Here is a 25,026-nt window from a genome sequence, read left to right as displayed (position 1 = left end):
CGGACGGCAAGTGTTCGCCAGCGCAGGGGAGAAATACAGTGGACAAGATGCTTTACGTGGCCATGACCGGCGCCAGTCAGAACGCGCTGGCGCAAAAGGCCCATGCCAACAACCTGGCGAACATTTCCACCAGCGGTTTTCAGCGTGACCTGGAGCAGGCGCGTTCGATGCCGGTGTTCGGTGACAGCTTTCCGGCGCGCGCCTATGCGATGACCGAGCGCCCGGCCACTGACTTCAGCCCCGGTGCCATGCAGGAAACCGGCCGTGACCTGGACGTGGCCATCGGCGGCGATGGTTTCATTGCCGTGCAGACACCCGATGGCGGCGAAGCCTATGTGCGCACCGCCAGCCTGAATATCGACGCCTTGGGCGTGCTGCGTGCCGGCAACGGCATGCCGGTGATGGGCAACGGTGGCCCGATTGCCGTGCCGCCTGAGCAGAAGGTCGAAGTCGGCGACGACGGCACCATCAGCATCCGCGCCATGGGCGAAGGCCCGCGGGTGATGGCCGAAGTCGACCGGATCAAGCTGGTCAACCCGGACCTGAAGAACATGACCAAGGGCCCGGACGGCATGATCCATACCCTGGATGGCCAGCCTGCGGTTGCCGATGCCAACGTCAAGGTGGTCTCCGGCTTCCTTGAGGCGAGCAACGTCAATGCCGTTGAAGAAATGACGGCGGTGCTGGCGCTGTCCCGTCAATTCGAAATGCACATCAAGATGATGACCACGGCCAAAGAAGGCGATGAAGCCATGGCGCGTGTTTTGCAAATCGGCTAATTACACAGACGTAGCGCCGTAAAACAGGCGCACGAGGAGAACAGCATGCTTCCGGCTCTTTGGGTCAGTAAAACCGGCTTGTCCGCCCAGGACACCAACCTGACCGTTATTTCCAACAACCTGGCCAACGTCTCGACCACCGGTTTCAAGCGTGATCGCGCCGAATTCCAGGATCTGCTGTACCAGATCAAGCGTCAGCCTGGCGCCCAGTCGACCCAGGACAGCGAGCTGCCTTCGGGTCTGCAGGTCGGTACCGGTGTGCGCATCGTCGGCACCCAGAAAAACTTCAGCACCGGCAGCCTGCAAACCACCGAAAACCCGCTGGACATGGCGGTCAACGGTCGTGGCTTCTTCCAGATCCTGCAGCCGGACGGCACCGTCTCCTACACCCGTGACGGTACCTTCCACCTGAACTCCGACGGCCAGATCGTCACCGCCAACGGTTTTGCCCTGGAGCCGGCTGTTGTCGTTCCGCCAGAGGCGCAGACCTTCACCGTTGGCCAGGACGGCACCGTGTCGATCACCACCGCCGGCAACCCGGCGGCACAGATCATCGGCAACATCCAGACCGCCGACTTCATCAACCCGGCCGGCCTGCAAGCCATGGGCAGCAACCTGTTCCTGGAAACCGCTGCCAGCGGCGCGCCGCAAATCGGCACCCCGGGCCTGAACGGTTTCGGCGTGGTCGCGCAGCAGACCTTGGAAAACTCCAACGTCAGCACCGTGGAAGAGCTGGTCAACATGATCACTACCCAACGTGCCTACGAGATGAACTCCAAGGTGATTTCCACCGCCGACCAGATGCTCTCGTTCGTTACCCAGAACCTGTAAGCCTGTCAGTAAAGTCTTCGAGGTCGCCGTACAGCGCCTGTTACACCGTGAGGTCAGAGTCATGAGCCGTTTGTTATCCGTATTCGCCCTGGGTGGGGTGGTGTTGCTGGCCGGTTGCGTCGCACCGACGCCCAAGCCCAACGACCCGTACTACGCGCCGGTTCTTCCGCGTACCCCTTTGCCGGCGGCGGCCAACAACGGTTCGATCTACCAGGCCGGTTTCGAGCAGAACCTGTACGCCGACCGCAAGGCTTTCCGCGTGGGTGACATCATCACCATCACGCTGAACGAGCGGACCCAGGCGAGCAAGAACGCCAACTCGCAGATCGCGAAGAACAGCAAGGCCGACATCGGCCTGACCTCGCTGTTCGGTTCAAGCCTGACCACCAACAACCCGCTCGGCAGCAATGACCTGAGCCTGAGCGCTGGCTACAGCGGCGACCGCGCCACCAAGGGCGACAGCAAGGCGGCCCAGGGCAACACCCTGACCGGTTCGATCACCGTGACGGTGGCCGATGTACTGCCCAACGGCATCATTGCCGTGCGTGGCGAGAAGTGGATGACCCTCAATACCGGTGATGAACTGGTGCGCATTGCCGGCATGGTACGTGCCGACGATATCGCCACCGACAACACCGTATCGTCGACCCGGGTGGCCGATGCGCGCATCACCTATTCGGGGACCGGATCGTTTGCCGATGCCAGCCAGCCAGGTTGGTTCGACCGCTTCTTCCTCAGCCCGCTTTGGCCTTTCTAGGTTCGGATGACCATGTTCAACTTCAAGCAGCTGATTGCCGCTACGATCCTGTTGTCCACCGCGTTCGGCGTTCAGGCCGAGCGCCTGAAGGACATCGCCAGCATTTCCGGCGTGCGTACCAACCAGCTGATCGGCTATGGCCTGGTGGTGGGCTTGAACGGCACGGGTGACCAGACCACCCAGACCCCGTTCACCTTGCAGACCTTCAACAACATGCTCTCGCAGTTCGGCATCAAGGTGCCGCCTGGGTCGGGCAACGTGCAGTTGAAGAACGTCGCCGCGGTGTCGATTCATGCCGACCTGCCGCCGTTCGCCAAGCCGGGGCAGGTAGTCGATATCACCGTGTCCTCGATCGGTAACTCCAAGAGCCTGCGCGGCGGCAGCTTGCTGATGACCCCGCTCAAGGGTATCGACGGCAACGTCTACGCCATTGCCCAGGGCAACCTGGTGGTCGGCGGTTTTGACGCCGAAGGTCGCGACGGCTCGAAAATCACTGTCAACGTGCCATCGGCCGGGCGTATCCCGGGTGGTGCGTCGGTTGAGCGTGCCGTGCCGAGTGGTTTCAACCAGGGCAACAGCCTGACGCTGAACCTCAATCGCCCTGACTTCACCACCGCCAAGCGCGTGGTCGACAAGGTCAACGAGTTGCTCGGCCCGGGTGTCGCCCAGGCCGTGGACGGTGGTTCGGTCCGCGTCACTGCGCCCCTGGACCCAAGCCAGCGTGTCGACTACCTGTCGATCCTGGAGAACCTCGAGATCGATCCGGGCCAAGCGGTGGCCAAGGTCATCATCAACTCGCGTACCGGGACTATCGTCATCGGCCAGAACGTCAAGGTGTCGCCGGCAGCGGTGACCCACGGCAGCCTGACCGTGACCATTACCGAAGACCCGATCGTCAGCCAGCCTGGGCCGTTCTCCAATGGCGAGACGGCAGTAGTGCCGCGTTCGCGGGTCAACGCCGAGCAGGAAGCCAAGCCGATGTTCAAGTTCGGCCCGGGTACCACGCTTGACGAGATCGTCCGTGCCGTCAACCAGGTGGGTGCAGCCCCCGGTGACCTGATGGCGATCCTTGAAGCCCTGAAACAGGCCGGCGCCTTGCAAGCCGACCTGATCGTGATCTGAGGCATTGGCCATGGATATGCCTAAAAGCACTTTCAATGCCGCCGACAGCGGTGCCTACACCGACCTCAATCGCCTCAACTCGCTGAAGGTCGGTGACAAGGACAGTGACGCCAACCTGCGCAAGGTCGCCCAGGAATTCGAGTCGCTGTTCCTCAACGAGATGCTCAAGTCGGCACGCTCGGCCAGCGATGTCCTGGCCAAGGACAACCCGCTCAACACCGAGACCACCAAGCAGTATCAGCAGATGTACGACCAGCAGCTGGCGGTGAGCATGTCCCGCGAGGGTGGTGGTATCGGTTTGCAGGACGTGCTGATGCGTCAGCTGTCCAAGCAGAAGGGCAGCACGGCTGGCAATACCAGCCCGTTCCCGCGCATCGACACACCGCAGCGCGCGTTGTGGGCCAGCAAGGTCGACGAGCCAGCGCGTGCCGACGCCGGTACGGCAAGCACCCGCAACGACATGGCGGCGCTCAACTCGCGGCGCCTGGCGCTGCCGGGCAAGCTTACCGACCGCCTGCTGGCCGGCATCGTGCCTCCAGCTGGTGCCGTGGCGGCAACCGCCAACACCCAGTCCATGCCGCAGCGCACCACGGCGATGACCGATGCCGTGCTCAAGGGCGACTGGCAACCGGCCCAGGCCTTTGCCGCGCCGGGCGGGATGCGCATCTACGGCCGTGCCGTGGCCCAGCCGCCGCTGGCGCCGGCCAAGCGCGCCTTCAGTTCCAGTGACGACTTTGTCGCCACCATGCTGCCGATGGCCGAACAGGCCGCCAAGCGCATTGGTGTCGACCCACGCTACCTGGTGGCCCAGGCGGCGCTGGAAACCGGTTGGGGCAAGTCGGTCATGCGTCAGGCCGATGGCAGCAGCAGTCACAACCTGTTCGGCATCAAGGCAACTGGCAACTGGCAGGGTGAGCAGGCGCGGGCGATCACCAGCGAGTTCCGCGACGGCCAGTTCGTCAAGGAAACGGCAGCGTTCCGTTCCTACGGTTCCTACCAGGACAGCTTCCATGACCTGGTCAGCCTGCTGCAAAACAACTCGCGCTATCAAGAAGCGGTGAAGTCGGCCGATAAGCCAGAACAGTTCGTGCGTGAACTACAAAAGGCGGGTTATGCGACGGATCCGGACTACGCCAGCAAGATCTCTCAGATCGCAAAACAGATGAAGTCGTACGAAAGCTATGCAGCGATCGCTACCACTACGAAACTATAAGGTTTGAACCATGGCGAGTTTGATCAATATCGGGATGTCTGGGCTTGGAGCCGCGTCGTCCGGGCTGTATACCACTGGTAACAACATTACCAACGCCGATGTAGCCGGTTATTCACGCCAGCAGAACCTCCAATCGACCAAGGGTTCAATCCGTACAGGCGACGTCTTCATCGGCACCGGGACCACCCTGGCCGACGTGCGTCGGGTGTACAACACCTTCCTTGAGAACCAGCTGCGTACCACCACCTCGCTCAACAGCGACGCGGCTGCGTACCTCAGCCAGGTCAAGCCGCTCGACGGCCTGCTGTCGGACCCCAACACCGGGATCACCGCCGCGCTCAAGAGCTTCTTCACGGCAATGCAAAGTGCCGGTGCAAAACCCAACGAAGACGCCTCGCGTCAATTGCTGCTGACCAGCGCACAGTCGCTGGGCAAGCGCTTCAACACCATCGCCTCGCAGCTCAACGAGCAGAACACCAACCTCAACGGCAACTTGAAGTCGATGACCGAGCAGGTCAACAAGTTGTCGGCGACCATTGCCCAGTTCAACGAGCAGATTTCCCGCATTGCTGCGGTGGGTGGCGCTCCCAACGACCTGCTCGACCAGCGCAACGAGACTGTGCGCCAACTGAGCGAACTGGTCGGTGCCGATGCCGTCGAGCGCAATGGCAGCGTGGATGTCTACCTGAAGAATGGCCAGGCCCTGGTGCTGGGCAATACGGTCAACACCCTGTCGACCAAGGCCAGCCCGTCCGACCCGACCCGCCTGAGCATCGTGCACAACAGCGGCCCGATGCAGACCGACATCACCAGCAGCGTGACCGGTGGCGAAATCGGTGGCCTGCTGCGTTATCGCAGTGAAGTGCTTGATCCGTCGCTGAACGAGCTGGGCCGCGTGGCCATGGTCGTTTCCGATGCCATCAACAGCCAGCTGGCGCAGGGCATCGACAAAAATGGCGAGTTCGGCGCCGCACTGTTCAACAACATCAACAGTGCCGAATTGATCAGCCAGCGCAGCATTGCCAAGCAGGGCAACAGTACCGGATCGGGCAACCTGAACGTGACCATCAAGGACACCGGCAAGCTGTCCACCAGCGATTACCAGGTGACCTTCACCAGCGCCACCGGCTACAGCGTCAAGAAGCTGCCGGAAGGTACCGACATGGGCGCGTTCGACCTGAACGACAACCCGCCCAAGGTCATTGACGGCTTCAGCCTCAGCCTCAATGGCGGGGCCATGCAGGCCGGCGACAGCTTCAAGGTGACCCCGACCCGTGGTGGCGCAGGCTCCCTGGACACCGTCCTGACCGATCCCAAGCGTATTGCCCTGGCGGCACCCCTGGGGGCTACCAGCGGGGCCAGCAACAAGGGCACCGGGGTGATCACCCAGCCGACGCTGACCTCCAAGCTGGATATCTACAATTCGGCCCAGCGCCTGGAATTGCAGACCGGCCTGAAGTACTCCACGCCGGTCAAGCTGGTGTTTGGTGATGAAGGCACCAGCCCGCAAACCTACGAAATGTACGACGCCAAGGGCACCAAGCTGAGCGCCGGCACCATCATTCCAGGTGAAGCGAACAAGTTGCAGCTCAACGTGCCGATGGTTGACGCCAGTGGTGCGCCGATCAAGGACGGTGCCGGCGTTCAGAAGACCTTTGCGTTCGAGATGACGGTGTCCGGTGCGCCGAAAAAAGGCGATAGCTATACCGTCGCGCTGACCGGTTCCGGCTCCAACGACAACCGCAACGGCCAGTCGGTGATCGACCTGCAGAGCAAGGGCACCGTCGAAGTCGGCGCCAATGGCGTCGGGATCAGCCTCACCGATGCCTACGGCAAGCTGGTCGAGAACGTTGGCGGCAAGACCGCCCAGGCGCAGATGGACAGCAGTTCGACCACCGCGTTGAACAAGTCCGCCCAAGCCGCACGCGATTCGCTGTCGGGCGTTCAGCTCGATGAAGAAGCGGGCAACCTGGTCAAATACCAGCAGTACTACACGGCCTCGTCGCAGATCATCAAGGCGGCTCAGGAAATTTTCAGCACGTTGATCAATAGTCTTTAAGGAGTCGTAGACCGTGCGTATCTCTACTGCCCAGTTCTACCAAACCAGTTCCTCCAACTATCAGACCAACTTCTCCAACGTGGTGAATACCGGTCAGCAGGCCACTGACAATATCCGTGTGCGTACTGCTGCCGACGATCCGGTTGGCGCTGCGCGCCTGTTGCAGCTGCAGCAGCAAAGCAGCCTGCTCGACCAGTACAGCGGCAACGTCACCAATGTGCGCAACAGCCTGGGTACCTCCGAGTCGACGCTCAATGGCATCACCAACATCCTGGCGCGGGTCAAGGAACTGGCGATTGGTGCAGGTAGCGGTGGTTTCACCGACACCGACCGCAAGGCCAACGCCCAGGAGCTGGCCCAACTCGAAGAGCAGCTCTACAGCCTGATGAACAGCCGTGATGAGAACGGCAAGTACCTGTTCTCCGGCTCGCGCGCCGACACCCCGCCGTATGCGAAGAACGCCGATGGCACCTACACCTACCAGGGCGACGAGGGCTCGCTGAACCTGCAGGTAGGGGACATGCTGAGTATCGCCGCCAACGAAAACGGCTACCAGGTGTTCGAGCAGGCGCTAAACACCAGCCGCAGCAAGGTCACCATGACCGCGCCAACGGTCAACGACGGTCGTCTGGCCCTGTCCAATGGCCAGGTTTCCGGCAGCACCGTGTACAACGACCGCTTCCGCAGCGGCGAGCCTTACACCATCACCTTCGTCAGCGGTACGCAGTACAAGATTACTGACGCCGGCAACAACGACGTGACCCTGGACGCGGCCGGTGGCGGCACGTTCAATGGAAAGTCTGGCACCATCAACTTCCGTGGCGTCGACATGCGTATGGATGTCACGCCCAAGCCGGGTGACACCGGTGCCGAACTGGCTGGCCACACCTTCACCCTGGCCTCCAAGCCCGACGATATCAGTGGTTCGCGCAGCCCGGGCAACCCCTCGCAAGTACAGAACACCGGTGCCCAGATTGTCGACGCCGACCTGTACCACAAGGCTTTCCCTGGGGGTGGTGCGGTGTTCAAATTCACCTCGCCGACCGACTATGAGGTCTATGCGCAGCCGATGGGCCCGAACTCGAGCCCGGTTGCCACTGGCACCATGACGGGCAACACCACCACGGTTGCCGGTGTCCAGTTCACCTTTGACAACAATGCTGCCACCAACCCGATGAAGGCCGGTGACCAGTACGCGATCAAGGTCGACGCGCACCAGACCCAGAACATCCTTGATTCCGTCTCCGAGTTCCGCAAGGCCCTGGCCATGCCGGTTGACAACGACCAAGCCTCCCGGCAGAAGTACCTGGCGGCGCTGGATTCGGCGATCGGCAACCTGGAGAGCGGCGCCAACAAGGTCGCCGAAGCCATCAGCTCGATCGGTGCCCGCGGTGCGGCGCTGGACGTGCAGGCCGAGACCAACGAAAGCCTGAAGATGGCCAACACCATCACCCAGAGTTCGATTCGCGATGCAGACCCGGCTGAAGTGCTGACTCGCCTGAGCTTGCAGAAGACCATGCTGGAGGCCTCGCAGCTGGCATTCACCAAGATCTCATCGCTGAGCCTGTTCAACCGGCTCTGATTGACCCTCACATGCTGCATCTGACCAGGTGATGCCTTTCACGGGCATCACCTGGGCTTCCCGCCAGGTTTTCCATCATGATCGAACAGCCTCTCGTCAGTATTGCCATCCCGGCCTTCAGTGCCCAGTTCTTGCGCCGTACCTTGTACAGTGCGATCTCCCAGTCTTACCCGAACCTTGAGGTGATCGTCTGCGACGACAGCAACGCCGATGAGGTCAAGGCCATCGTCGACGAGTTGATGCCGAAAGCCAACTGCACCCTGCGCTATGTGCGCAACCCGCAGACCCTGGGCTTTGCGCGCAACTTGCAAGTGTGCCTCGAGCAGTCCCGTGGCAACTTCATCAAGTTTCTCTGCGACGACGATTGGTTGATGGATGGCTGCATTGATCAGATGGCCCAAGTGCTGGTCGACTGCCCGGACGTCAGCCTGGTGGTCAACCACCGACTGATCTGTGCGGCCAACGAGATGCTGTTGCCCATGCGCCCGGCCAACTGCATTATTGCCCCTTGCAGTGCGGTCATGAATGGCGGCGACCTGCTTGAGTCGCTCGAGACCAACCTGCCGGACCTGTTTGGTGGCGTCAGCCACTCGATGATGCGCCGGGACCAGGTCGAGGCCGTCCTGGCGCAACTGGTTCAGGGCGGTGATGGCTTCCGCGCGCGTCTGGTTGAAGCGCTGTACATCTGCTTGCTGCGTCGGGGGCACCTGGCCTACCTGAACACCATGCTCAGCCTTGAGCGGGTACATGTCGGGCGCCTGAGCCACCAGTCCTGGATGCTCCTGGCGCACAAGGCCGAGACCGAATGGCTGGCGCAGATGCTCGCTTCGCGCACCAGTGAGCCGGCGCCGGCGCCAGGCTGGGTACGTTACCTGTCCATTGAAAAGTACGACGAAGGCGACGACAAGGCCTGGGAAGAGTTCGAGCTGAACCGGGTGCACGGTCGGCAGATGGCCGGGTTCGAGCGTCAGGTGGGTACGCGCAGCCTCAGCTTTGATGAAATGTACAGCGAGTGGCTGAGCTGCCGTGAGTTGTCGTCCGGGCAGCTCGGTCTGTTGTCCAAGCGCATCTCGCAGTGGCCACGGCGACCGCCGATCCTGGTCGTCGTGCTCGCCCCTCGGGAGGACGCCGCGGCGCTCAAGGCTACCCTGGCAAGCCTCGAACAGCAGTCCTACGCACCAAGCCGTGTCTGTGTGTTGGCCGACGCAGGCCTACGCCCATCGTCAAGCCTGGCGGTGGACTACCTGACGCTGCAGGGCAATGGTATTGCTCAGCTCAACGCCTGCGTGGCGCAGGCAGGGCAGGGTGACTGGGTATTCCTCGTGGAGGCGGGCGACAGCCTGCACCCGCATGCCCTGGTGGTCATGGCTGAGCGTATGGCACTGCAGGCCAACAGCCTGTGCCTGTATATCGATGAAGGCACTGACGACAACCTGCAAGCCAGCCAGCCGATCTTCAAGCCGGACTTCAATCTCGACCTGATGCGCAGCTTCCCCTTTGTCGGGCGCCTGCTGGCATTCGATTGCGCCACCCTGCTTGAGGAGGGTGGCTTTGATCCGGCATTCGACGTACTGGCCCCGCAGGACATGCTCTGGCGGATCGTCGAGCGTCAAGGCTTGCGCGCCATTGGGCATATCGCCGAATTGCTGGTGCAGTGCCGTGATGGCTACGGTGCCTGGCAGCGGGCCCCGGCCTGCGTGGAGCAGGCTCCACGCATCCTGCGTGCGCACCTGCAACGCCTGGGGGTCGAGGCCGAACTGGTCAGCGCCGAAGGATCGACCTTGTCCCGTGTGCTGTATCAGCATGCGGACACGCCCGGCGTCTCGATCATCATTGCGGCAGGGCAGGACCTCAATGCACTGCGTCGTTGCGTTGAGTCGGTGTTCGAGTTCACCGACTATGGCAACTACGAAATCCTGATCGTCGCCGACGGTCAGGAACCTGCCGATGTGCAGGGCTGGCTTGAGGCAATGCGCGGCCTGGGCAGCGATCAACTGAGAATCCTCGAGCTGCCTGGCCACTGCGGCCCGGCCCTGTACAACCAAGCCAGCCTCCAGGCGCGCGGCAGTTACCTGCTGTTCCTCAAGTCCAACAGCCTGTGCTTCGATGCCCAGTGGCTCGGTGAGTTGGTTCGCCAGGGGCTGCGTCCGGAAGTGGCAGTGGTGGCGCCAAAATTCTGCAACTCGAGCGGCGTCGTGGTTGAAGCCGGGCTGATCCTGGGCCTGCATGGTATCGCTGCCAGCCCGTTCATCGGCCATACGGCCGATTCCAATGGCTACATGAACCGCCTGGCGTCGGTGCAGAACCTGAGTGCGGTGAACGACCATTGCATGTTGGTGCGCCGCGAGCTGTTCAGTGAACTGGGCGGGCTGGATGCTGCTGCCCTGCCTGACGAGTTTGCCGATGCCGATTTCTGCCTGCGGGTCCGCGAGCAGGGCTACCTGGTGGTCTGGACGCCTTTTGCGGTGGTTGCGCAAATGGCCACACCGGCACCGGTCAAACCATCAAGCGACTCGCAGAAGCTGGAACGGGACCAGGACATTTTCTATGAGCGTTGGCTGCCAACGGTAGCCGACGACCCGGCCTACAACCGCAACCTCAGCCTGCGCATGTCCAGCTTCAATATCGAGCCGGGGCTGCGCAGTGGCTGGGACCCGTTCCTCAATCGCGTGCTGCCTTTCGTCACGGCACTGCCGCTCAATACCAGCGCCGTGGGTCACTACCGGGTCACGCAACCGCATACCGAGCTTGAGCGGGCGGGCTGGATCCAGGGGCAACTGAGCTACACCTTCCCGAACCTGATCGAGCTGGAGCGGCAAAAGCCGGATGTGATCATCCTTCAGTGTCGCTACATGGCTGAATCGCTCGACGAGTTCGAACGTCTCAAGCGCTTCTCGTCGGCCCGACGGATCTACGAGATCGATGACTACATCATCGAAGTGCCGGAGCGTAACGAGCACCGGCGTAACATGCCGGACAACATGCGTGAGCTGGTCAGTCGCGGCATCGCCATGTGTGATCGCCTGGTGGTGTCGACCCAGCCATTGGCTGATGCCTTGTCCAGCATGCACCACGACATTCGGGTCGTACCCAACATGTTGGCCCGTGAGCTCTGGGATGGCCTGAAAAGCAAGCGCCAGACCACTGCCCGGCCACGCGTTGGCTGGGCCGGGGGCTCCAGCCATCGGGGCGACCTGGAACTGTTGGTGGATGTGATCAAGACCCTGGCCGATCAGGTCGACTGGGTGTTCTTCGGCATGTGCCCGGCGTTGCTGCGCCCCTATATCAAGGAATTCCACGCCGGCGTGCCGCTGCACCTGTACCCGCAGAAGCTCGCCAGCCTCAACCTCGATCTGGCCCTGGCGCCGCTGGAGGTCAACCTGTTCAACGACTGCAAGAGCAACTTGCGGTTGTTGGAATATGGCGCCTGCGGCTTCCCGGTGATCTGCACCAATACCAAGGCCTATGGCGGGTATCTGCCGTGCACGCGGGTGGCCAGCAACGCCACGGAGCACTGGCTGGAAGCGATCCGCATGCACCTGGCTGATCCTCAGGCGAGCTATCGCCAGGGCGACGCGTTGCGCGAAGTGGTCCTGCGTGACTACGTGCTCAATACACACAATTTGCAGCAATGGGCCAACGGCTGGTTGGCTGATTGATATACGCCGGCCGGGTGCTGTCCGGCCGGATATCCAACATTAGGGTTAGGTGCTTTATGACTGAGAATGCAAGCGGGTTGCGCAAGGACGTTACGGTCGTACTGTTGGGGCATGCAGAGCCCGGTTTCCGGGCGCGTGCCGCCCACTATCACCAGGGTCTGGGTGTGGCCTGCGTAGCCCTTGACGAGGCCTTGCCGACATTGTCCGGCGAAGCATGCACGCAGCGCTTGCAGGGTGCCTTGGCCCAGGTGGCTTCGCCGTTCGTGGCGCTGGCCCTGGATGCCGACTTCCTGTTGGCGGCTGCGCTGGACGCTGCCGTCGGCTACCTGCGGGCACACCCGGATTGCCGGATGGCCCAGGGTCATGTGCTGGGTTACAACCCAGGCAACAGTGTGGTCGAGTACTACAAGGTTGGTTCGGCGCTTGAAGCGCCGCGCAGCCAAGGCGTGCGCGGGGTGCTTGAACAGTATGCCAATGCCGGGCAATCGGCCTGGCGTGCGGTGGTTCGGGTCGACGCCCTGCAAGGCGCACTGGACAGTCTGCCGGCCGGTCTTTCCTTTGATGCCTGGCTGGTCGCCCTGTCGTACGCATTGCTGGCCCAGGGCTCGGTTGCGCGCCTGGATCAAACCGACGCCGTCAGCCTCTATACACCCAGTGTGCTGACCCAGGTGGAGCGTGACGAGCGTGTGGCCTCGACGGTTCGTCTGCTGCGCCAGTGGGACGCCGAACAGTTGCGCCTGTGTGCCGACGATGACGGTTTCTCGATCATCAACGAGCTGGTACGCAACACCTTTACCGGCGGCGAAGATGCACTGCTCTTCACCTCCCAATGGGGTGGCATGACCACCGAGCCGGAACGCAATTTCGAGCCGCGCCAGTTCGTCAGCCTGCCGTACTACAACGCGCCGCTGTTCGAGTGCCTCACTGACCTCGAGTTCCTGCTGCATGCCTGGCCATCTGCACAGCGCCACCAGCATGCCGTCGAAGGTACCTGGGTCAGCCAGCTTGAGCTGTTGGGCGAACACCCCAACGACAACGCCGAGAGCCAGCAGGCGCGTTACTGGCAGGCGCTTTCACTGAGCCTGTTCAATCCTGAAGTGTGCCGTCGCCTGGCCTCTACCCTGACCGCCAAGGCCGACGCCGCCAAGGCGAGGGAGCTGCGTGAGTGGATGGCGCGTCTGGACGCATTGCCGGGCATCGACCCGCGCGCCTGGTTGAACGCCACGGCATCCGGCCAGGTGCTGCAGGCCATTGCTGCCGCCACCCCGGATGCGGCCGCGCAACAGCGTATTGCGGCGCACCTGGGCAAGCAGCCAGCGGCGCAGATCGCTTTCGTCGTTGTCGATCTGGAAGATGACGATACCGGCCTGCAAACCACCTTCGACAGTCTGCTGGCCAGTGGTCTGCGCGACTTCAAGCTGGTGGTGCTGAAAGCCGGCGAGCTGCCGGCAATCACCACGGCCCGCGATACCCTGCACTTCATTCAGGTGTCGGCGAGCAACCTGGTGTCGCACTTGAACAAAGTGGTCCAGCAACTGCCAAGCGAATGGCTGATGGTGCTGCGCGCAGGCGACATGCTGACCACGGGCGGCCTGTTGCGCTTGCAGGTGGAGCTGGCCTCGGCCCCTGGCTGCCAGGCCATTTCTGCCAACGAAGTACAGCGTGACAAGGAAGGGCGCCTGGTCAGCGTGGTTCGCGAAGGCGGCAACCTCGACCTGTTGCGCAGCCGTCCGGACCTGATGGCCCAGCACTGGCTGGTACGTCGCCAGGCGGTGCTGGATCTGGGTGGGTACAGCGATGCGCACCCTAAAGCGCTGGAATTCGACCTGCTGCTGCGACTGATCGAGCAAAGCGGTCTTGGCTGCCTGGCGCACATGGACGAGTACCTGGTGATTGGCCAGGCAATGCAGGCCGAGATGGCCAGCGATGCCTTGTCCACGCTCAACCGTCACCTGGCACTGCTGGGCTATCGTGGTCAGGTCAGCGACACCGGGGGTGGCCGCATGCAGGTCGACTTCCGTCATCAGTCCACGCCGCTGGTCAGCATTCTGGTCGCCGCCGAGGAGGACCTCGAAGACCTCAAGCTGTGCCTGGTCAGTGTCCTGCAACGCACCCGCTACCCGCGCTATGAGTTGCTGGTGGCGTGCCGCGAAGCGGCAACCGAAAAGACCGCCGCAGCCCTGCAGGGCTTCGGCACCCGGGTGAAACTGCTGAGCGGCGCGCAGGACGAGTCCCACGCTGGCTTGATCAACCTGGCTGCCGTCAATGCCAAGGGCGAGTACCTTGCGGTGCTTTCCAGCCACTCCCAGGTGGTGACACCGGCCTGGATCGAGGCACTGCTCAACCATGCGCAACGCCCTGAAGTCGGTGTGGTTGGTGCCCGCCTGATCGACCGCCAAGGTGCAAGCAGCCATGCTGGCTACGCCTTGCTGGACGGTGCGCGCGTGCAGACCCCGTGGGTCGGCTTGTCTACCCAGGCGAGCGAACGCGCGCTGTGGCCAGCGGTAGTGCGCAGCTGCGCGGCGGTATCCGCCGACTGCCTGATGGTGCGCAAGGCCGTGTTCGAGCATTGCGATGGGCTGCAGGACATCGCCGGGGCTGACATCGAGCTGTGCCTGCAGGTCGCTGAAGCAGGCCTGCTGGTGATCTGGACGCCGTTGGCGCAAGTGTTCAATGAGCACGTCGTGCAATTGCAGGCTGCCCAGGCCCAGGCCATTGCCGCGCGTTGGCCGGGTGCCTTCAGCAGTCGGGTCGAGATTGACTCGCACTCTGGGGTGGACGTCTCGCGTTCGGGTGCAGCACCGCTGCTGGAGTGGCTCGCTGATCTGAGCTGATGGCGCGGGATTTGCAAAAGCCGGGTTCTATACCCGGCTTTTTTTTGCCTGACGTTCAGCGGCGGCAGCGTTGACGGCCTGGTACCGCGAATCCGCGACCAGACAAGGCGCTGCGGGCGTCAGGATCATGCCGGAGCACGGCGGATTATTGACAGGAACAGAAGGGATCATTGCCATTGAGCCAGCGGCCGATCGCAGGGGTTACCTGAAACTGATGAATTTTGCTCGAGCCAGCGGCTCGGGTACTGGAGGCGCTATCTTGGACAAGCACGTTATCCCGTTCAACAAGCCGTTCGTGGTCGGCAAGGAGCTGTTCTACATTGCCCAGGCAGTGATGAATGGCGTGATCGCGGGTGACGGTCAGTTCACCGCATTGTGCCAGGACTGGTTGGAGCACAACCTGGGCTGCAACAAGGCCTTGCTGACGCACTCCTGTACGGCAGCGCTGGAGATGGCTGCGATTCTGGCGGACGTCGGGCCTGGCGATGAAGTGATCATGCCGTCCTTCACCTTTGTCTCCACCGCCAATGCCTTCGTGCTGCGTGGCGCGGTGCCGGTGTTCGTGGATATTCGTGATGACACCCTGAACCTGGATGAGCGCCTGGTCGAGGCAGCCATCACCGAGAAGACCAAGGCAGTGGTCGCCGTGCATTACGCCGGTCAGCCCTGTGACATGGATGCCTTGTTGAAAATCTGCGACAAGCACGGCCTGTTCCTGATTGAGGACGCCGCCCAGGCGATCCTGGCCCGGGACAAGAAACGCGCGCTGGGGACCATTGGCCACCTTGGCTGCCTGAGCTTCCACGAAACCAAGAACGTCATCAGCGGCGAAGGCGGGGCGTTGCTGATCAATGACCCACGGCTGATCGAGCGCGCCGAGATCATTTGGCAGAAGGGCACCAACCGCAAGGCCTTCGCCCGTGGTGAAGTGAGCAAGTACACCTGGGTGGACGTGGGTTCGTCTTTCCTGCCCAGCGAGCTGACGGCGGCGTTCCTTTACGCACAGCTGGAGCACGGCGAGCGCATCAACAAGCATCGCCGGACGCTGTACGAGAAGTATTTCAGCTTGCTGCGCCCGCTGGCGAATGACGGCTTCTTCGAGTTGCCGAGAACAGAAGATGACAAACCGGCCAACGCACACATCTTCTATCTGTTGATGCGCAGTACTGAGGAACGTGCAGCGTTGATCAGTTTCCTGCGTGAGCGCGGTATCTACGCGGTGTTCCATTACGTGCCACTGCACGACTCGCCGGCAGGCCTGCGTTATTCGCGCACCAGCGGTGAGCTGTCGGTGACCGAGGATGTATCGCAGCGCTTGTTGCGCCTGCCGTTGTACTCCGACATGCGCAGCCGGCAGGTCGCGCACGTGAGTGCCTGTGTTGCACGTTTTTTCCAGGCTGACCGTTCGGGCGTCTGAATTTGAGTTGCACCCCTAATTCGAGAGTGGAGTTTTACGATGTCCGACGCGTTGCAGGTCGACGAGCGGGAGCTTGAGCAGGCGATGTTTCGCCACAACCTGATGTTCGCCAAGCCTGAGAATCCCTATTACATCCTGGCTCCCGATTACCGGGAAACCTCTTCGGGGATCGTGTCGCTGCACTATCTGTGTCACATCCTCAATCTCAGTGGGCGCGAGGCCTACCTGTGCGGCGCCAAGTCGCTCAATCCGAACCTGAAGACCCCCGTGCTGGATGCGCTCATCGAAAAGCGTCACCGCGACGCTGGCAAGGTGGCGATCGCCGTCTACCCGGAGGTCGTGGTCGGCAACCCACTGGGTTGCCAGGTGGTCTCGCGCTTCCTGCTGAATTTCGAGGGCCTGATTTCGGGCAAGAGCATGGAGGCGGCCGCCACTGACCTGATGTTCTACTACGGCCCGAAACTGGCGGAACAGCGGGGTCATGCCAACCCGGACCTGCTTTGCCTGCCGGTGATCGACATCTCCCTGTTCAATCCACCGGCAAGCGATGCGCCCAGAAAGGGGCGCTACCTCTACCAGAACCGTTATCCGCTGGAGCAGATCGATCACTCGCTGTTCCCCGCCGACACGCAGATGCTCAGCATGGCCAGCGCACTGTCGCTGCAAGCGCTTGCACAGGTGCTGCGCTCGGCAGAGGTGCTGTATTCGTACGAGTGGTCGATGACCTGCATGATCGCCGTGCTGTGCGGGTGCCCGGTGGTGTTCGTGCCCGGCCACAACGTCGACCAACAGTTCCTGGAGACCAGTTTCATTGGCAGTTCCGGCTTTGCCATGCTGGATCAGCCCGATGCATTGGCTACCGCCCAGGCAGGCTTGGGCGGTGCGCTGCAGCGCTACGTGGTGGCGACGCTGGCGTTCTGGTCGCAACTGGATGTGTTCATTGCCAAGACCCAGGCTGCGGCTAATCAGGTGGCGACCGAAGACCGCCTGGGGGGGATTTCCTGGCTGCGCAATCGATACCCGGACGCGCAGCAGTTGCAGCTGATAAGTGCGCGCCTGGACAGCCCGCAGGCGCCGGTCATTGGGGTGCTGGTGCTGGACAGCGGCAGCCAGCCGCATTTGCTGGCCAGGACCCTGACCAGCCTCGAGCCGCAGCGCTGCCTATACCCGCACGTGCACATCCGTGTGCTGGCGGCGAGTGACGCATCGGCAGTGTCGGTCGATGCGCGCGTCGAGTCGGTGACGTGCGAGGTGTCGCAACGTCCCGAGATGATCAATGCACTGTTGCGTGATAGCCGCTGCGACTGGTTCATCGTCGTTGAGGCGGGCGCCGAGTTTACTGCGAGCGGCTTGCTGGTGGCGGCGCTGGACCTGATGGCCGCGCCGCAGACCTGCCTGGCGGCCTATGGTGACGAAGCGATGCGCATGGGCGATGGTGTTGTCGACCTCGCATTGCGCCCGGACCTGAACCTCGACCTGCTGCTGAGTTTCCCGGCCAGTACCTCATCGCACTGGTTGTTCCATCGTCAAAGCTGCGTACAGCTGGGTGGCTTCGACGCAGGGAGTGGTGAGGCTTTCGAGCTGGAATACCAGCTGCGCTTGATCGAGCAGCAAGGCCTGGCGAGTGTCGGGCATATTGCCGAGCCGCTGTTGATCGGCGAAGCCCCGCGTCTGCGTGATTGTGCCCAGGTGCGTGCAGTGATCGAACGGCACCTGCAAGCGCGTGGTTACCCGCAAGGGCAAGCTTTGCCGATACCTGCCTTGCCGGGGCGCTACCGGATTGACTATGGGCACGCCCAGGCGGCTGCCGTCAGCATCCTGGTCGTGCTGGAGGGGCGTCTTGGGCAATTCCAGCGTTGTGTCGAGTCGCTGCTGGAGAACACCGAGTTGCCAGGTGGCTTTGAAATCGTCTTGATTGCGCAGGGCAATTCGGATGAAGCCACCGGGCAATGGCTGGATGCCGTGGAGCAAATCGGCGGGGAGCAGATTTGTGTCTTGCGCTATGACGCCGGACACTCGCGCGCCGCGGTCTGTAACCATGCGGCGCAGCAGGCTCGGGGTGATCTCCTGCTGTGGCTGGGCGCGGGTGCCGGTATTCTCGGGCGCGGCTGGCTACAGCCACTGCTCAACCACGCCTTGCGTCCTGAGGTGGGGGCCGTAGGCGCCAAGCTGCTGACAGCCGAAGGCAAGATCCAGCATGCGGGCCTGGTGTTGGGCCTGGGCGGATCGGTCGGGCGGGCTTTCCAGGGCATGTCCCATCAAGATGGCGGCTATATGGGCCGGTTGCAGGTAGATCAGGGCTATTCAGCATTGAGCGATGAGTGCCTGATGCTGCGCCGGGAGCTGTTCCTGGAGGCGGGGGGCTTTGTCGAAGACCCGCTGCTGGCGCGTTGGGCCGACGTAGACCTGTGTCTGCGGCTGCGGGAGGCGGGCTACCTGAATGTCTGGACGCCCCATGCCCAATTGCTGATGGACCCGCGTGACACGGGCCCGGTGACGCTCGAGGATCAGGATGCCTTGTACGCCCGCTGGCTGGCGCAACTGGCCCTGGACCCGGCCTACAACGCCAATCTGTCGCTACAGGCCGGCGGCGGTTTTGCCACGGCAAGCAATGCCCTGGCCTGGCGCCCCTTGCAGAGCTGGCAGCCACTGCCGTTGGTGCTGGCTTATCCAGCCCCTCAATCGGTCGCCGGGCAGTTGCGCGTGCAGCAGCCGCTCAAGGCACTGTGCGACGCGGGTCGGGTGGAGGCGATGACTGCGCCGAGCCTGCTGACCCTGGTTGAGCTGGAGCGTCTCAAGCCAGACAGCATCGTGCTGCAACGTCCGCTTGACGATGCGCAGTTGCAGAACATGCGCCAGATGCGTGCCTTCTCTCGGGCCTTCAAGGTGTATGACCTGGACGGTTATCTGCCGGACATGCGGTTGCAAAGTGCAGATGGCCAATACACCAGCGAGGACATCCTGCAACGCCTGCAGCATGGCCTGATGCATGTTGATCGGGTGATTGTGGCGACGCCGTCGCTGGCAGAGGTGGTTGCCGGTCAACATGATGACATCCGTGTGCTGGAAAACTGCCTGCCCAGCGTGTGGTGGAGCCAGGTTAATGGTCGTCGGCAGATGGGCCGCAAGCCGCGTGTCGGTTGGAGCGGTGCGGTCGATGCGTACCTGTTGGTCGAGGTGGTCAAGGCACTGGCTGGGGAGGTCGAGTGGGTGGTGCAGGGCGACTGCCCGGACGCCCTGCGGCCTTACGTCAGCGAGCATTATGGCAACGTTCCCCTTGATCAGCGTGCGGCTGCACTGGCGGGGATGAACCTGGACCTGGCGCTGGCACCCATGGCCTCCAGCCTGCTTACGGCCTGCTCAGGCAATAGCATCCTGCTGGAAAACGCGGCGTGCGGTTACCCGGTGGTGTGCAGCAAGGTACCAGGGTTTGCCGGTATCGACGTGCTGCCGCTGACGCGGGTGGAGAACAGCGTGGCGCATTGGCTGGAAGCCATCCGCATGCACCTGGGCGATCCGCAGGCTTCTGGCAGCCTGGGCGAAGTGCTGCAAGGCACCGTGCGGCGTGACTGGATGCTTGAGGGTGTGCGCCTTGAGCAGTGGCGCAATGCCTGGCTGGCAGACTGACGAAAGGTCAGCGCAGCGACCGGTTCTTCCCGAACGGATCGCTGCGGTGCTGGTGCTGACTGCAAAGTCCTGTGTACAGGCATTGAGCGGCTTCGCGTACAATGCCGTGACTTGGCAGTCGAAACGTGCATCTCTAAGCTAATGAATCAGCGGGCGGTGCCGGTGGCCAGGAGCGGCGCTGCGTAAGATCCCTTGTCAGCAGGGGACGGGTGCCCGCGAAAATCCGTCATGTCTATCGGGAAGCCACAATGATTGGCATCAAAAGTATTGCGAGCTACGTACCTGTCGAGGGCGTGAACAATTACGCCCAGGGTGCGAAATTCGGCAAGGATCAGGATTTCATTCTCGGCAAGATCGGTTCGACCTTTCTGCCGCGCAAGGAAGCGGGTCAAGAAACCTCGGACTTGTGTGTAGAGGCTGCCAAAGCCTTGTTCGCTGCCAATCCTTCGTTGTCCCTTGAGTCAATCGATGCGCTCATCGTGGTTACCCAGAACGGTGATGCCGAGGGCCTGCCGCACACGGCGGCAATCGTCCAGCACAAGCTGGGCCTGCCCACGCACGTGGCGGCGTTCGATATCTCCCTGGGTTGCTCCGGCTACGTTTATGGCATTTATGCCATGAAGGGCTTCATGGAGGCCGCAGGGCTGAAGAATGGCCTGCTGATCACAGCTGACCCGTACTCGAAGATTGTCGACCCGGAAGACCGCAACACCACCATGCTGTTTGGTGATGCTGCCACGGTTACCTGGATGGGCGAGGATGCGCCGTGGCAGCTCGGCAAGTCGAGCTTTGGCACCGACGGTGGTGGCGCCGAGCACTTGAAGGTGAATGACGGGGTGTTCTTCATGAACGGTCGTCAGGTTTTCAACTTTGCCTTGCTCAAGGTGCCGGCGCACCTGCGTCAGTTGCTCGAGGCCAGCAGCCTGGCGGCGGACGATGTTGACCTGTTCTGTATTCACCAGGGCAGTGCAGCGATTGTCGATGCCGTGGCGCGGCGCTTTGAAGAAGACAAGACGGTGGCGGCCGACAAGTTCGTCAAGGACATGGTCGAGACGGGGAATACCGTTTCTTCGAGCATTCCGCTATTGCTGGAGAAACATGTGCTGGGCTCGGCGCACAAGCGTGTGGCCTTGAGCGGGTTTGGCGTTGGGTTGTCGTGGGGTTCTGCGATTATCGAGCGCGCGGACTGATCTGTCCGTGCTGAAAAGCAGCGCTGCCTTATGGGTGGCGCTTTTTTTTGCCTGGGTGTTTTGCGTGCGAAGGGTGAAGGGTGGCGCCAAAAGTGGACGGGCGGTTCAGGAATGCGGCTGGTTTATTGACGTCAATCCCTTGATTTCATTGGGGTGGCAGGGTGCCAGTAAAAATTTTGCAAAAACCCCTAAAGCAACCGCGCCAGACGACGATAACTATTACGAAGGTTCTCTAGGCCACACCCGGCGGTTGCCAGGGCCGGAAGCCGCAGTATCCACTAACGAGGAAATCGTCATGGCATTAACCGTAAACACCAACGTCACTTCGCTGAACGTTCAGAAAAACCTGAACCGCGCTTCCGACGCTCTGAGCACCTCGATGACTCGCCTGTCTTCCGGCACGCGTATCAACAGCGCCAAAGACGACGCTGCTGGCCTGCAGATCGCTACCCGTATGACCTCGCAGATCCGCGGTCAGACCATGGCTATCAAAAACGCCAACGACGGTATCTCGATCGCCCAGACCGCTGAAGGCGCGATGCAAGAGCAGGTCAACATCCTGCAGCGTATGCGTGAACTGGCTCTGCAATCGCGAAACGACTCGAACGACTCGAGCAACCGTACTTCCCTGGACGGTGAATTCCAGCAGATGGCTCTGGAACTGACTCGTATTGCTCAGTCCACCCAACTGAACGGCAAGAACCTGCTGGACGGTTCGGCTAGCGTCATGACCTTCCAGGTTGGCTCGAACACTGGTGCAGAAAACCAGATCACCATCGACCTGACCGGCAAGTTCACCGCTACCGACCTGGGCGTTACCGCTGGCATCACCATCTCCGGTAGCGACAGCACCGCAGCCCAGGGCAACTTCTCGGCCGCAATGAGCGCCATCGACAAGGCACTGAGCACAATCGGTAACGCCCGTGCCGACCTGGGTGCCAAGCAGAACCGTCTGAGCAGCACCATCGCCAACTTGCAGAACATCAACGAAAACGCTGATGCTGCTCGTGGTCGCGTACAAGACACCGACTTCGCTGCTGAAACTGCCCAGCTGACCAAGCAGCAGACTCTGCAACAAGCGTCGACTTCGGTTCTGGCCCAGGCCAACCAACTGCCATCCGCTGTACTGAAACTGCTTCAGTAATCAGCTCATGGTTGTCGGCGGAGGAGTGCACTCGTGGCACTTCTCCGCCTTTTGCATTGAGAGGTGGCTGACATGGATATGAGCGTAAAGCTGAACCTGTCTTACCCGACGGTGAAAGCGGTCGAACCAGTCAGCGAGCGCCCGGCAGTCAAGCCGGTTGACGCGGTTGAGTCGGTCAAGCCGGTAGAAAAGGCCGCCGATAATGGTGTGTCTGAAGCAGAAAAGGTGAAACGAGCGGTTAAGGATATCGAGACTTTTCTCGCCTCCTCGCGTCGTAACCTTGAGTTTTCCACGGATGAAGAATCCGGCAGAATTGTCGTCAAAGTCATCGCCACGGAAACCGGTGAGCTGATTCGTCAGCTGCCGTCGGAAGAGGCGCTGAAAATCGCTCACAGCCTGAGCGACGTGAACAGCCTGCTGTTCGATGCCAAAGCCTGAGGCTGGCGGTCGAGCAGAGACTTCGCTAGTCTTGATGGGCTAGGGTGGCGCGTAACCAAGAGGGAATAGCAATGGCGATTACAGCTTTACCATCGAAGGGCATCGGTTCTGGCGTGGACTTGAACGCGCTGGTTACCACGCTTGTGAAGGCGGAAACCGATCCCAAGTCGAATCAGATCAAGCGCCAAACGGCTGATAACAAGGCCATGCTGTCCGGTGTTGCGTCGCTCAAGAGCGCCCTGGCCACCTATCAGGCGGCAATGAAAAAGCTGAATGACCCAAAAGCGCCGTCCTTCAGCGCTTTCAGTGCGACATCCAGCAGCGACACCAACGTCAAGGCTACCTCGAACAACTCCGCCGTGCCGGGTAGCTACACGGTGCGGGTCAATGCGCTTGCTTCCTCGTCCAAGGTCGCCAGCCAGAACTTCCCTGCTGGTGCCAGCACCCCGATCGCTGCGGGCGACCTGACCATCGAGCAGAACGGCAAGGTCTACACCGTGAAGGTTGGGGCGGGTGCCACGCTGCAGAGCGTGCGTGACAGCATCAACTCCTCGCTTGCCGAGCAAGGTATCAGTGCCAACGTCGTCAATGGCTCGGATGGTTCGCGCCTGGTGTTCAGTTCGACCACTACAGGTGCTGGTAGCGACCTGAAGATTGGTGGTATCCCTGCGCTGACAGTGGATGGCACGCAGAAAATGGTGGGGTCGGCGGGTGGTTATATTGACAAGCCAGCGCAGAATGCCGAGCTGACGATTGACGGCCTGCCGGTCAGCAGCAAAACCAATACCGTCGATGATGCAATCAGTGGCATCAGCCTGGAGTTGGTGAAGGCTGATCCCGCCGCCGACATCAAAGTGACTGTGGGCGAGAATACCGCCGGCCTGAAAACCTCGGTTCAGGCCTACGTCGATGCTTACAACACGCTGGTGAAGACGGTAAACAGCCTCACGGCCGTGACCAAGAACGCTGATGGCAATAGCGAGTTGGGCCCGTTGACGGGTGACCCGACGTCGCGTTCGTTGCTGGGTGATCTGCGCAAGCAGCTGGCGACCCAGGGTTCTGGTGACCGCTTGACCACCTTGAGCCAGCTGGGCATCAACACCCAGAAGGACGGCACCCTGGAGTTCAACTCCACCAAGTACGATGCGGCGATGAAGGAGAAGAAGCTCGGCCCTGAAATCCAGGAGCTCTTCGTCGGCACCAATGGCGTATTCGAACGGATGAACAAGGCCATTGATCCTTACCTGCAAACCGGTGGGATCCTTGATTCGCGCAAGTCCGGCCTGGACAAGCTGCAATCGGATCTCGACAACCAGAAGCTGGCCCTGGATCGTCGTGTCGCTACCCTGACCGAGTCGCTGACCAAGCGCTATGTGGCCATGGATACCCTGGTTGGCAAGCTTGAAGCGCAGCGCAAGAACATCGTGTCGATGTTCGCCTCGATCGAGGCGCAACAGAGAAACTCCTGATCGACCGGTTCGCCAGAAGCCCGGCAGTACCCTCAACGGGGCTCCGGGCTTTTTGCTATGCACGCTAAAGTTTTTTGACGGGCAGGCGATACAACCGGTATACGAAACCTTTTTAGCGGTGACGAGGTAGAACATGAATCCGATGTTGGCCCTTCGGCAGTACCAGAAAGTCAATGGCGTAGCGCAGACCTCCGAGGCCAGCCCGCATCGATTGGTACAAATGCTGATGCAAGGTGGTCTTGATCGTATTGCCCAGGCCAAAGGTGCCATGGCGCGCAATGACATTGCCCAGAAGGGCATTCTGATCGGCAAGGCCATCGGCATTGTCGGCGGCCTGCGCGAGGGCCTCGACCTGGAGAGCCAGGCTGAGACGCTGGTCGACCTGGACAACCTGTATGCCTACATGAGCAAGCGCCTGGTAGAAGCCAACGTGCAGAACGACCCGGAAATCCTCAACGAGGTCGCGCGTTTGCTGATTACCGTCAAGGAAGGTTGGGATGCTATCGGCGATCAGCCTGCCGAGGCCTAGGAGGGTGTCATGAGTGTCGTGCTCGAACGAATCGAACAAGCCCGCGAAGCCTTGCAGGGTGCCTTGGCCAGTCGTGACTGGGAGGCCATCGGCGAGCTCGACATCAATGCCCGCCTGTGTATCGAGGATGTGCTGGCAGAAGCGTCGGTGAACGAGACCGAACTGCGTGGCAAGCTTGAGGAGCTGCTCGGTGTTTACCGGGAGTTAATTGAGGTTGCAAGTGGGGAGCGTCAATCAATAGTCGACGAGATGTCACAGATCCGCCAAGCGCAGAACGCGGCAAAGGTATACCATTTGTTCAGCTGACCCTGGGCAAAACCAACAAGCAGTGCGCCATAAATTTGACTGTGTAAGGTTTTTTGACTTAACTAGTGGC

General features: G+C 61.5%; 17 protein-coding genes. All 17 read left to right on the top strand.

The window, feature by feature from the left end; translation table 11 throughout:
- Window positions 1-38: 38 nt before the first annotated feature.
- Window positions 39-779 carry a flagellar basal body rod protein FlgF gene (locus M5G11_RS08140; RefSeq protein ID WP_273911019.1) on the top strand — a complete coding sequence of 247 codons (741 nt, stop codon included), beginning with the start codon at window positions 39-41 and terminating at the stop codon, window positions 777-779.
- Window positions 780-824: 45 nt separating this feature from the next.
- Window positions 825-1,610, top strand: a complete 786-nt coding sequence (gene flgG, locus M5G11_RS08135; RefSeq protein WP_273911020.1) for a flagellar basal-body rod protein FlgG — start codon at window positions 825-827, stop codon at window positions 1,608-1,610.
- 61 nt (window positions 1,611-1,671) lie between these two features.
- Window positions 1,672-2,367 carry a flagellar basal body L-ring protein FlgH gene (gene flgH, locus M5G11_RS08130; protein ID WP_273911021.1) on the top strand — a complete coding sequence of 232 codons (696 nt, stop codon included), beginning with the start codon at window positions 1,672-1,674 and terminating at the stop codon, window positions 2,365-2,367.
- 12 nt (window positions 2,368-2,379) lie between these two features.
- Window positions 2,380-3,489, top strand: a complete 1,110-nt coding sequence (locus M5G11_RS08125) for a flagellar basal body P-ring protein FlgI (protein ID WP_273911022.1) — start codon at window positions 2,380-2,382, stop codon at window positions 3,487-3,489.
- Between the two features lie 10 nt (window positions 3,490-3,499).
- The gene (gene flgJ / locus M5G11_RS08120; RefSeq protein ID WP_273911023.1) at window positions 3,500-4,702 is read left to right on the top strand and encodes a flagellar assembly peptidoglycan hydrolase FlgJ; all 1,203 of its coding nucleotides are present in this window, start codon (window positions 3,500-3,502) and stop codon (window positions 4,700-4,702) included.
- A 10-nt stretch (window positions 4,703-4,712) separates the two neighbouring features.
- On the top strand, window positions 4,713-6,761 hold the full coding sequence (gene flgK, locus M5G11_RS08115) for a flagellar hook-associated protein FlgK (RefSeq protein ID WP_273911024.1): 2,049 nt from the start codon (window positions 4,713-4,715) through the stop codon (window positions 6,759-6,761).
- Between the two features lie 13 nt (window positions 6,762-6,774).
- Window positions 6,775-8,343, top strand: a complete 1,569-nt coding sequence (locus tag M5G11_RS08110; RefSeq protein ID WP_273911025.1) for a flagellar hook-associated protein 3 — start codon at window positions 6,775-6,777, stop codon at window positions 8,341-8,343.
- Between the two features lie 77 nt (window positions 8,344-8,420).
- Window positions 8,421-12,002, top strand: a complete 3,582-nt coding sequence (locus tag M5G11_RS08105; protein WP_273911026.1) for a glycosyltransferase — start codon at window positions 8,421-8,423, stop codon at window positions 12,000-12,002.
- Between the two features lie 56 nt (window positions 12,003-12,058).
- Window positions 12,059-14,836: a glycosyltransferase family 2 protein gene (locus tag M5G11_RS08100; RefSeq protein ID WP_273911027.1), complete on the top strand. Its 2,778-nt coding sequence runs from the start codon at window positions 12,059-12,061 to the stop codon at window positions 14,834-14,836.
- 259 nt (window positions 14,837-15,095) lie between these two features.
- Window positions 15,096-16,253 carry a dTDP-4-amino-4,6-dideoxygalactose transaminase gene (rffA, locus tag M5G11_RS08095; protein WP_273911028.1) on the top strand — a complete coding sequence of 386 codons (1,158 nt, stop codon included), beginning with the start codon at window positions 15,096-15,098 and terminating at the stop codon, window positions 16,251-16,253.
- Between the two features lie 39 nt (window positions 16,254-16,292).
- Window positions 16,293-19,880 (top strand): glycosyltransferase, encoded by a 3,588-nt coding sequence (locus tag M5G11_RS08090; protein WP_273911029.1) that lies wholly within the window; start codon window positions 16,293-16,295, stop codon window positions 19,878-19,880.
- Between the two features lie 248 nt (window positions 19,881-20,128).
- Window positions 20,129-21,070: a ketoacyl-ACP synthase III gene (locus M5G11_RS08085; protein ID WP_273911030.1), complete on the top strand. Its 942-nt coding sequence runs from the start codon at window positions 20,129-20,131 to the stop codon at window positions 21,068-21,070.
- Between the two features lie 295 nt (window positions 21,071-21,365).
- The gene (locus tag M5G11_RS08080) at window positions 21,366-22,214 is read left to right on the top strand and encodes a flagellin domain-containing protein (protein ID WP_273911031.1); all 849 of its coding nucleotides are present in this window, start codon (window positions 21,366-21,368) and stop codon (window positions 22,212-22,214) included.
- 72 nt (window positions 22,215-22,286) lie between these two features.
- The gene (locus tag M5G11_RS08075; RefSeq protein WP_273911032.1) at window positions 22,287-22,652 is read left to right on the top strand and encodes a flagellar protein FlaG; all 366 of its coding nucleotides are present in this window, start codon (window positions 22,287-22,289) and stop codon (window positions 22,650-22,652) included.
- Between the two features lie 71 nt (window positions 22,653-22,723).
- Window positions 22,724-24,121, top strand: coding sequence for a flagellar filament capping protein FliD (fliD, locus tag M5G11_RS08070; protein ID WP_273911033.1), 1,398 nt, complete (start codon window positions 22,724-22,726; stop codon window positions 24,119-24,121).
- Between the two features lie 133 nt (window positions 24,122-24,254).
- Entirely contained in the window at window positions 24,255-24,650 is a 396-nt protein-coding gene (gene fliS, locus M5G11_RS08065; protein WP_273911034.1) for a flagellar export chaperone FliS, read from the top strand.
- A 9-nt stretch (window positions 24,651-24,659) separates the two neighbouring features.
- Window positions 24,660-24,956 (top strand): flagellar protein FliT, encoded by a 297-nt coding sequence (gene fliT / locus M5G11_RS08060; RefSeq protein WP_273911035.1) that lies wholly within the window; start codon window positions 24,660-24,662, stop codon window positions 24,954-24,956.
- Window positions 24,957-25,026: the final 70 nt, after the last annotated feature.

The organism is Pseudomonas fontis, from assembly GCF_028656955.1.
Classification (GTDB): Bacteria; Pseudomonadota; Gammaproteobacteria; order Pseudomonadales; family Pseudomonadaceae; genus Aquipseudomonas; species Aquipseudomonas fontis.
This window is presented reverse-complemented; position numbering and strand designations above follow the sequence as displayed.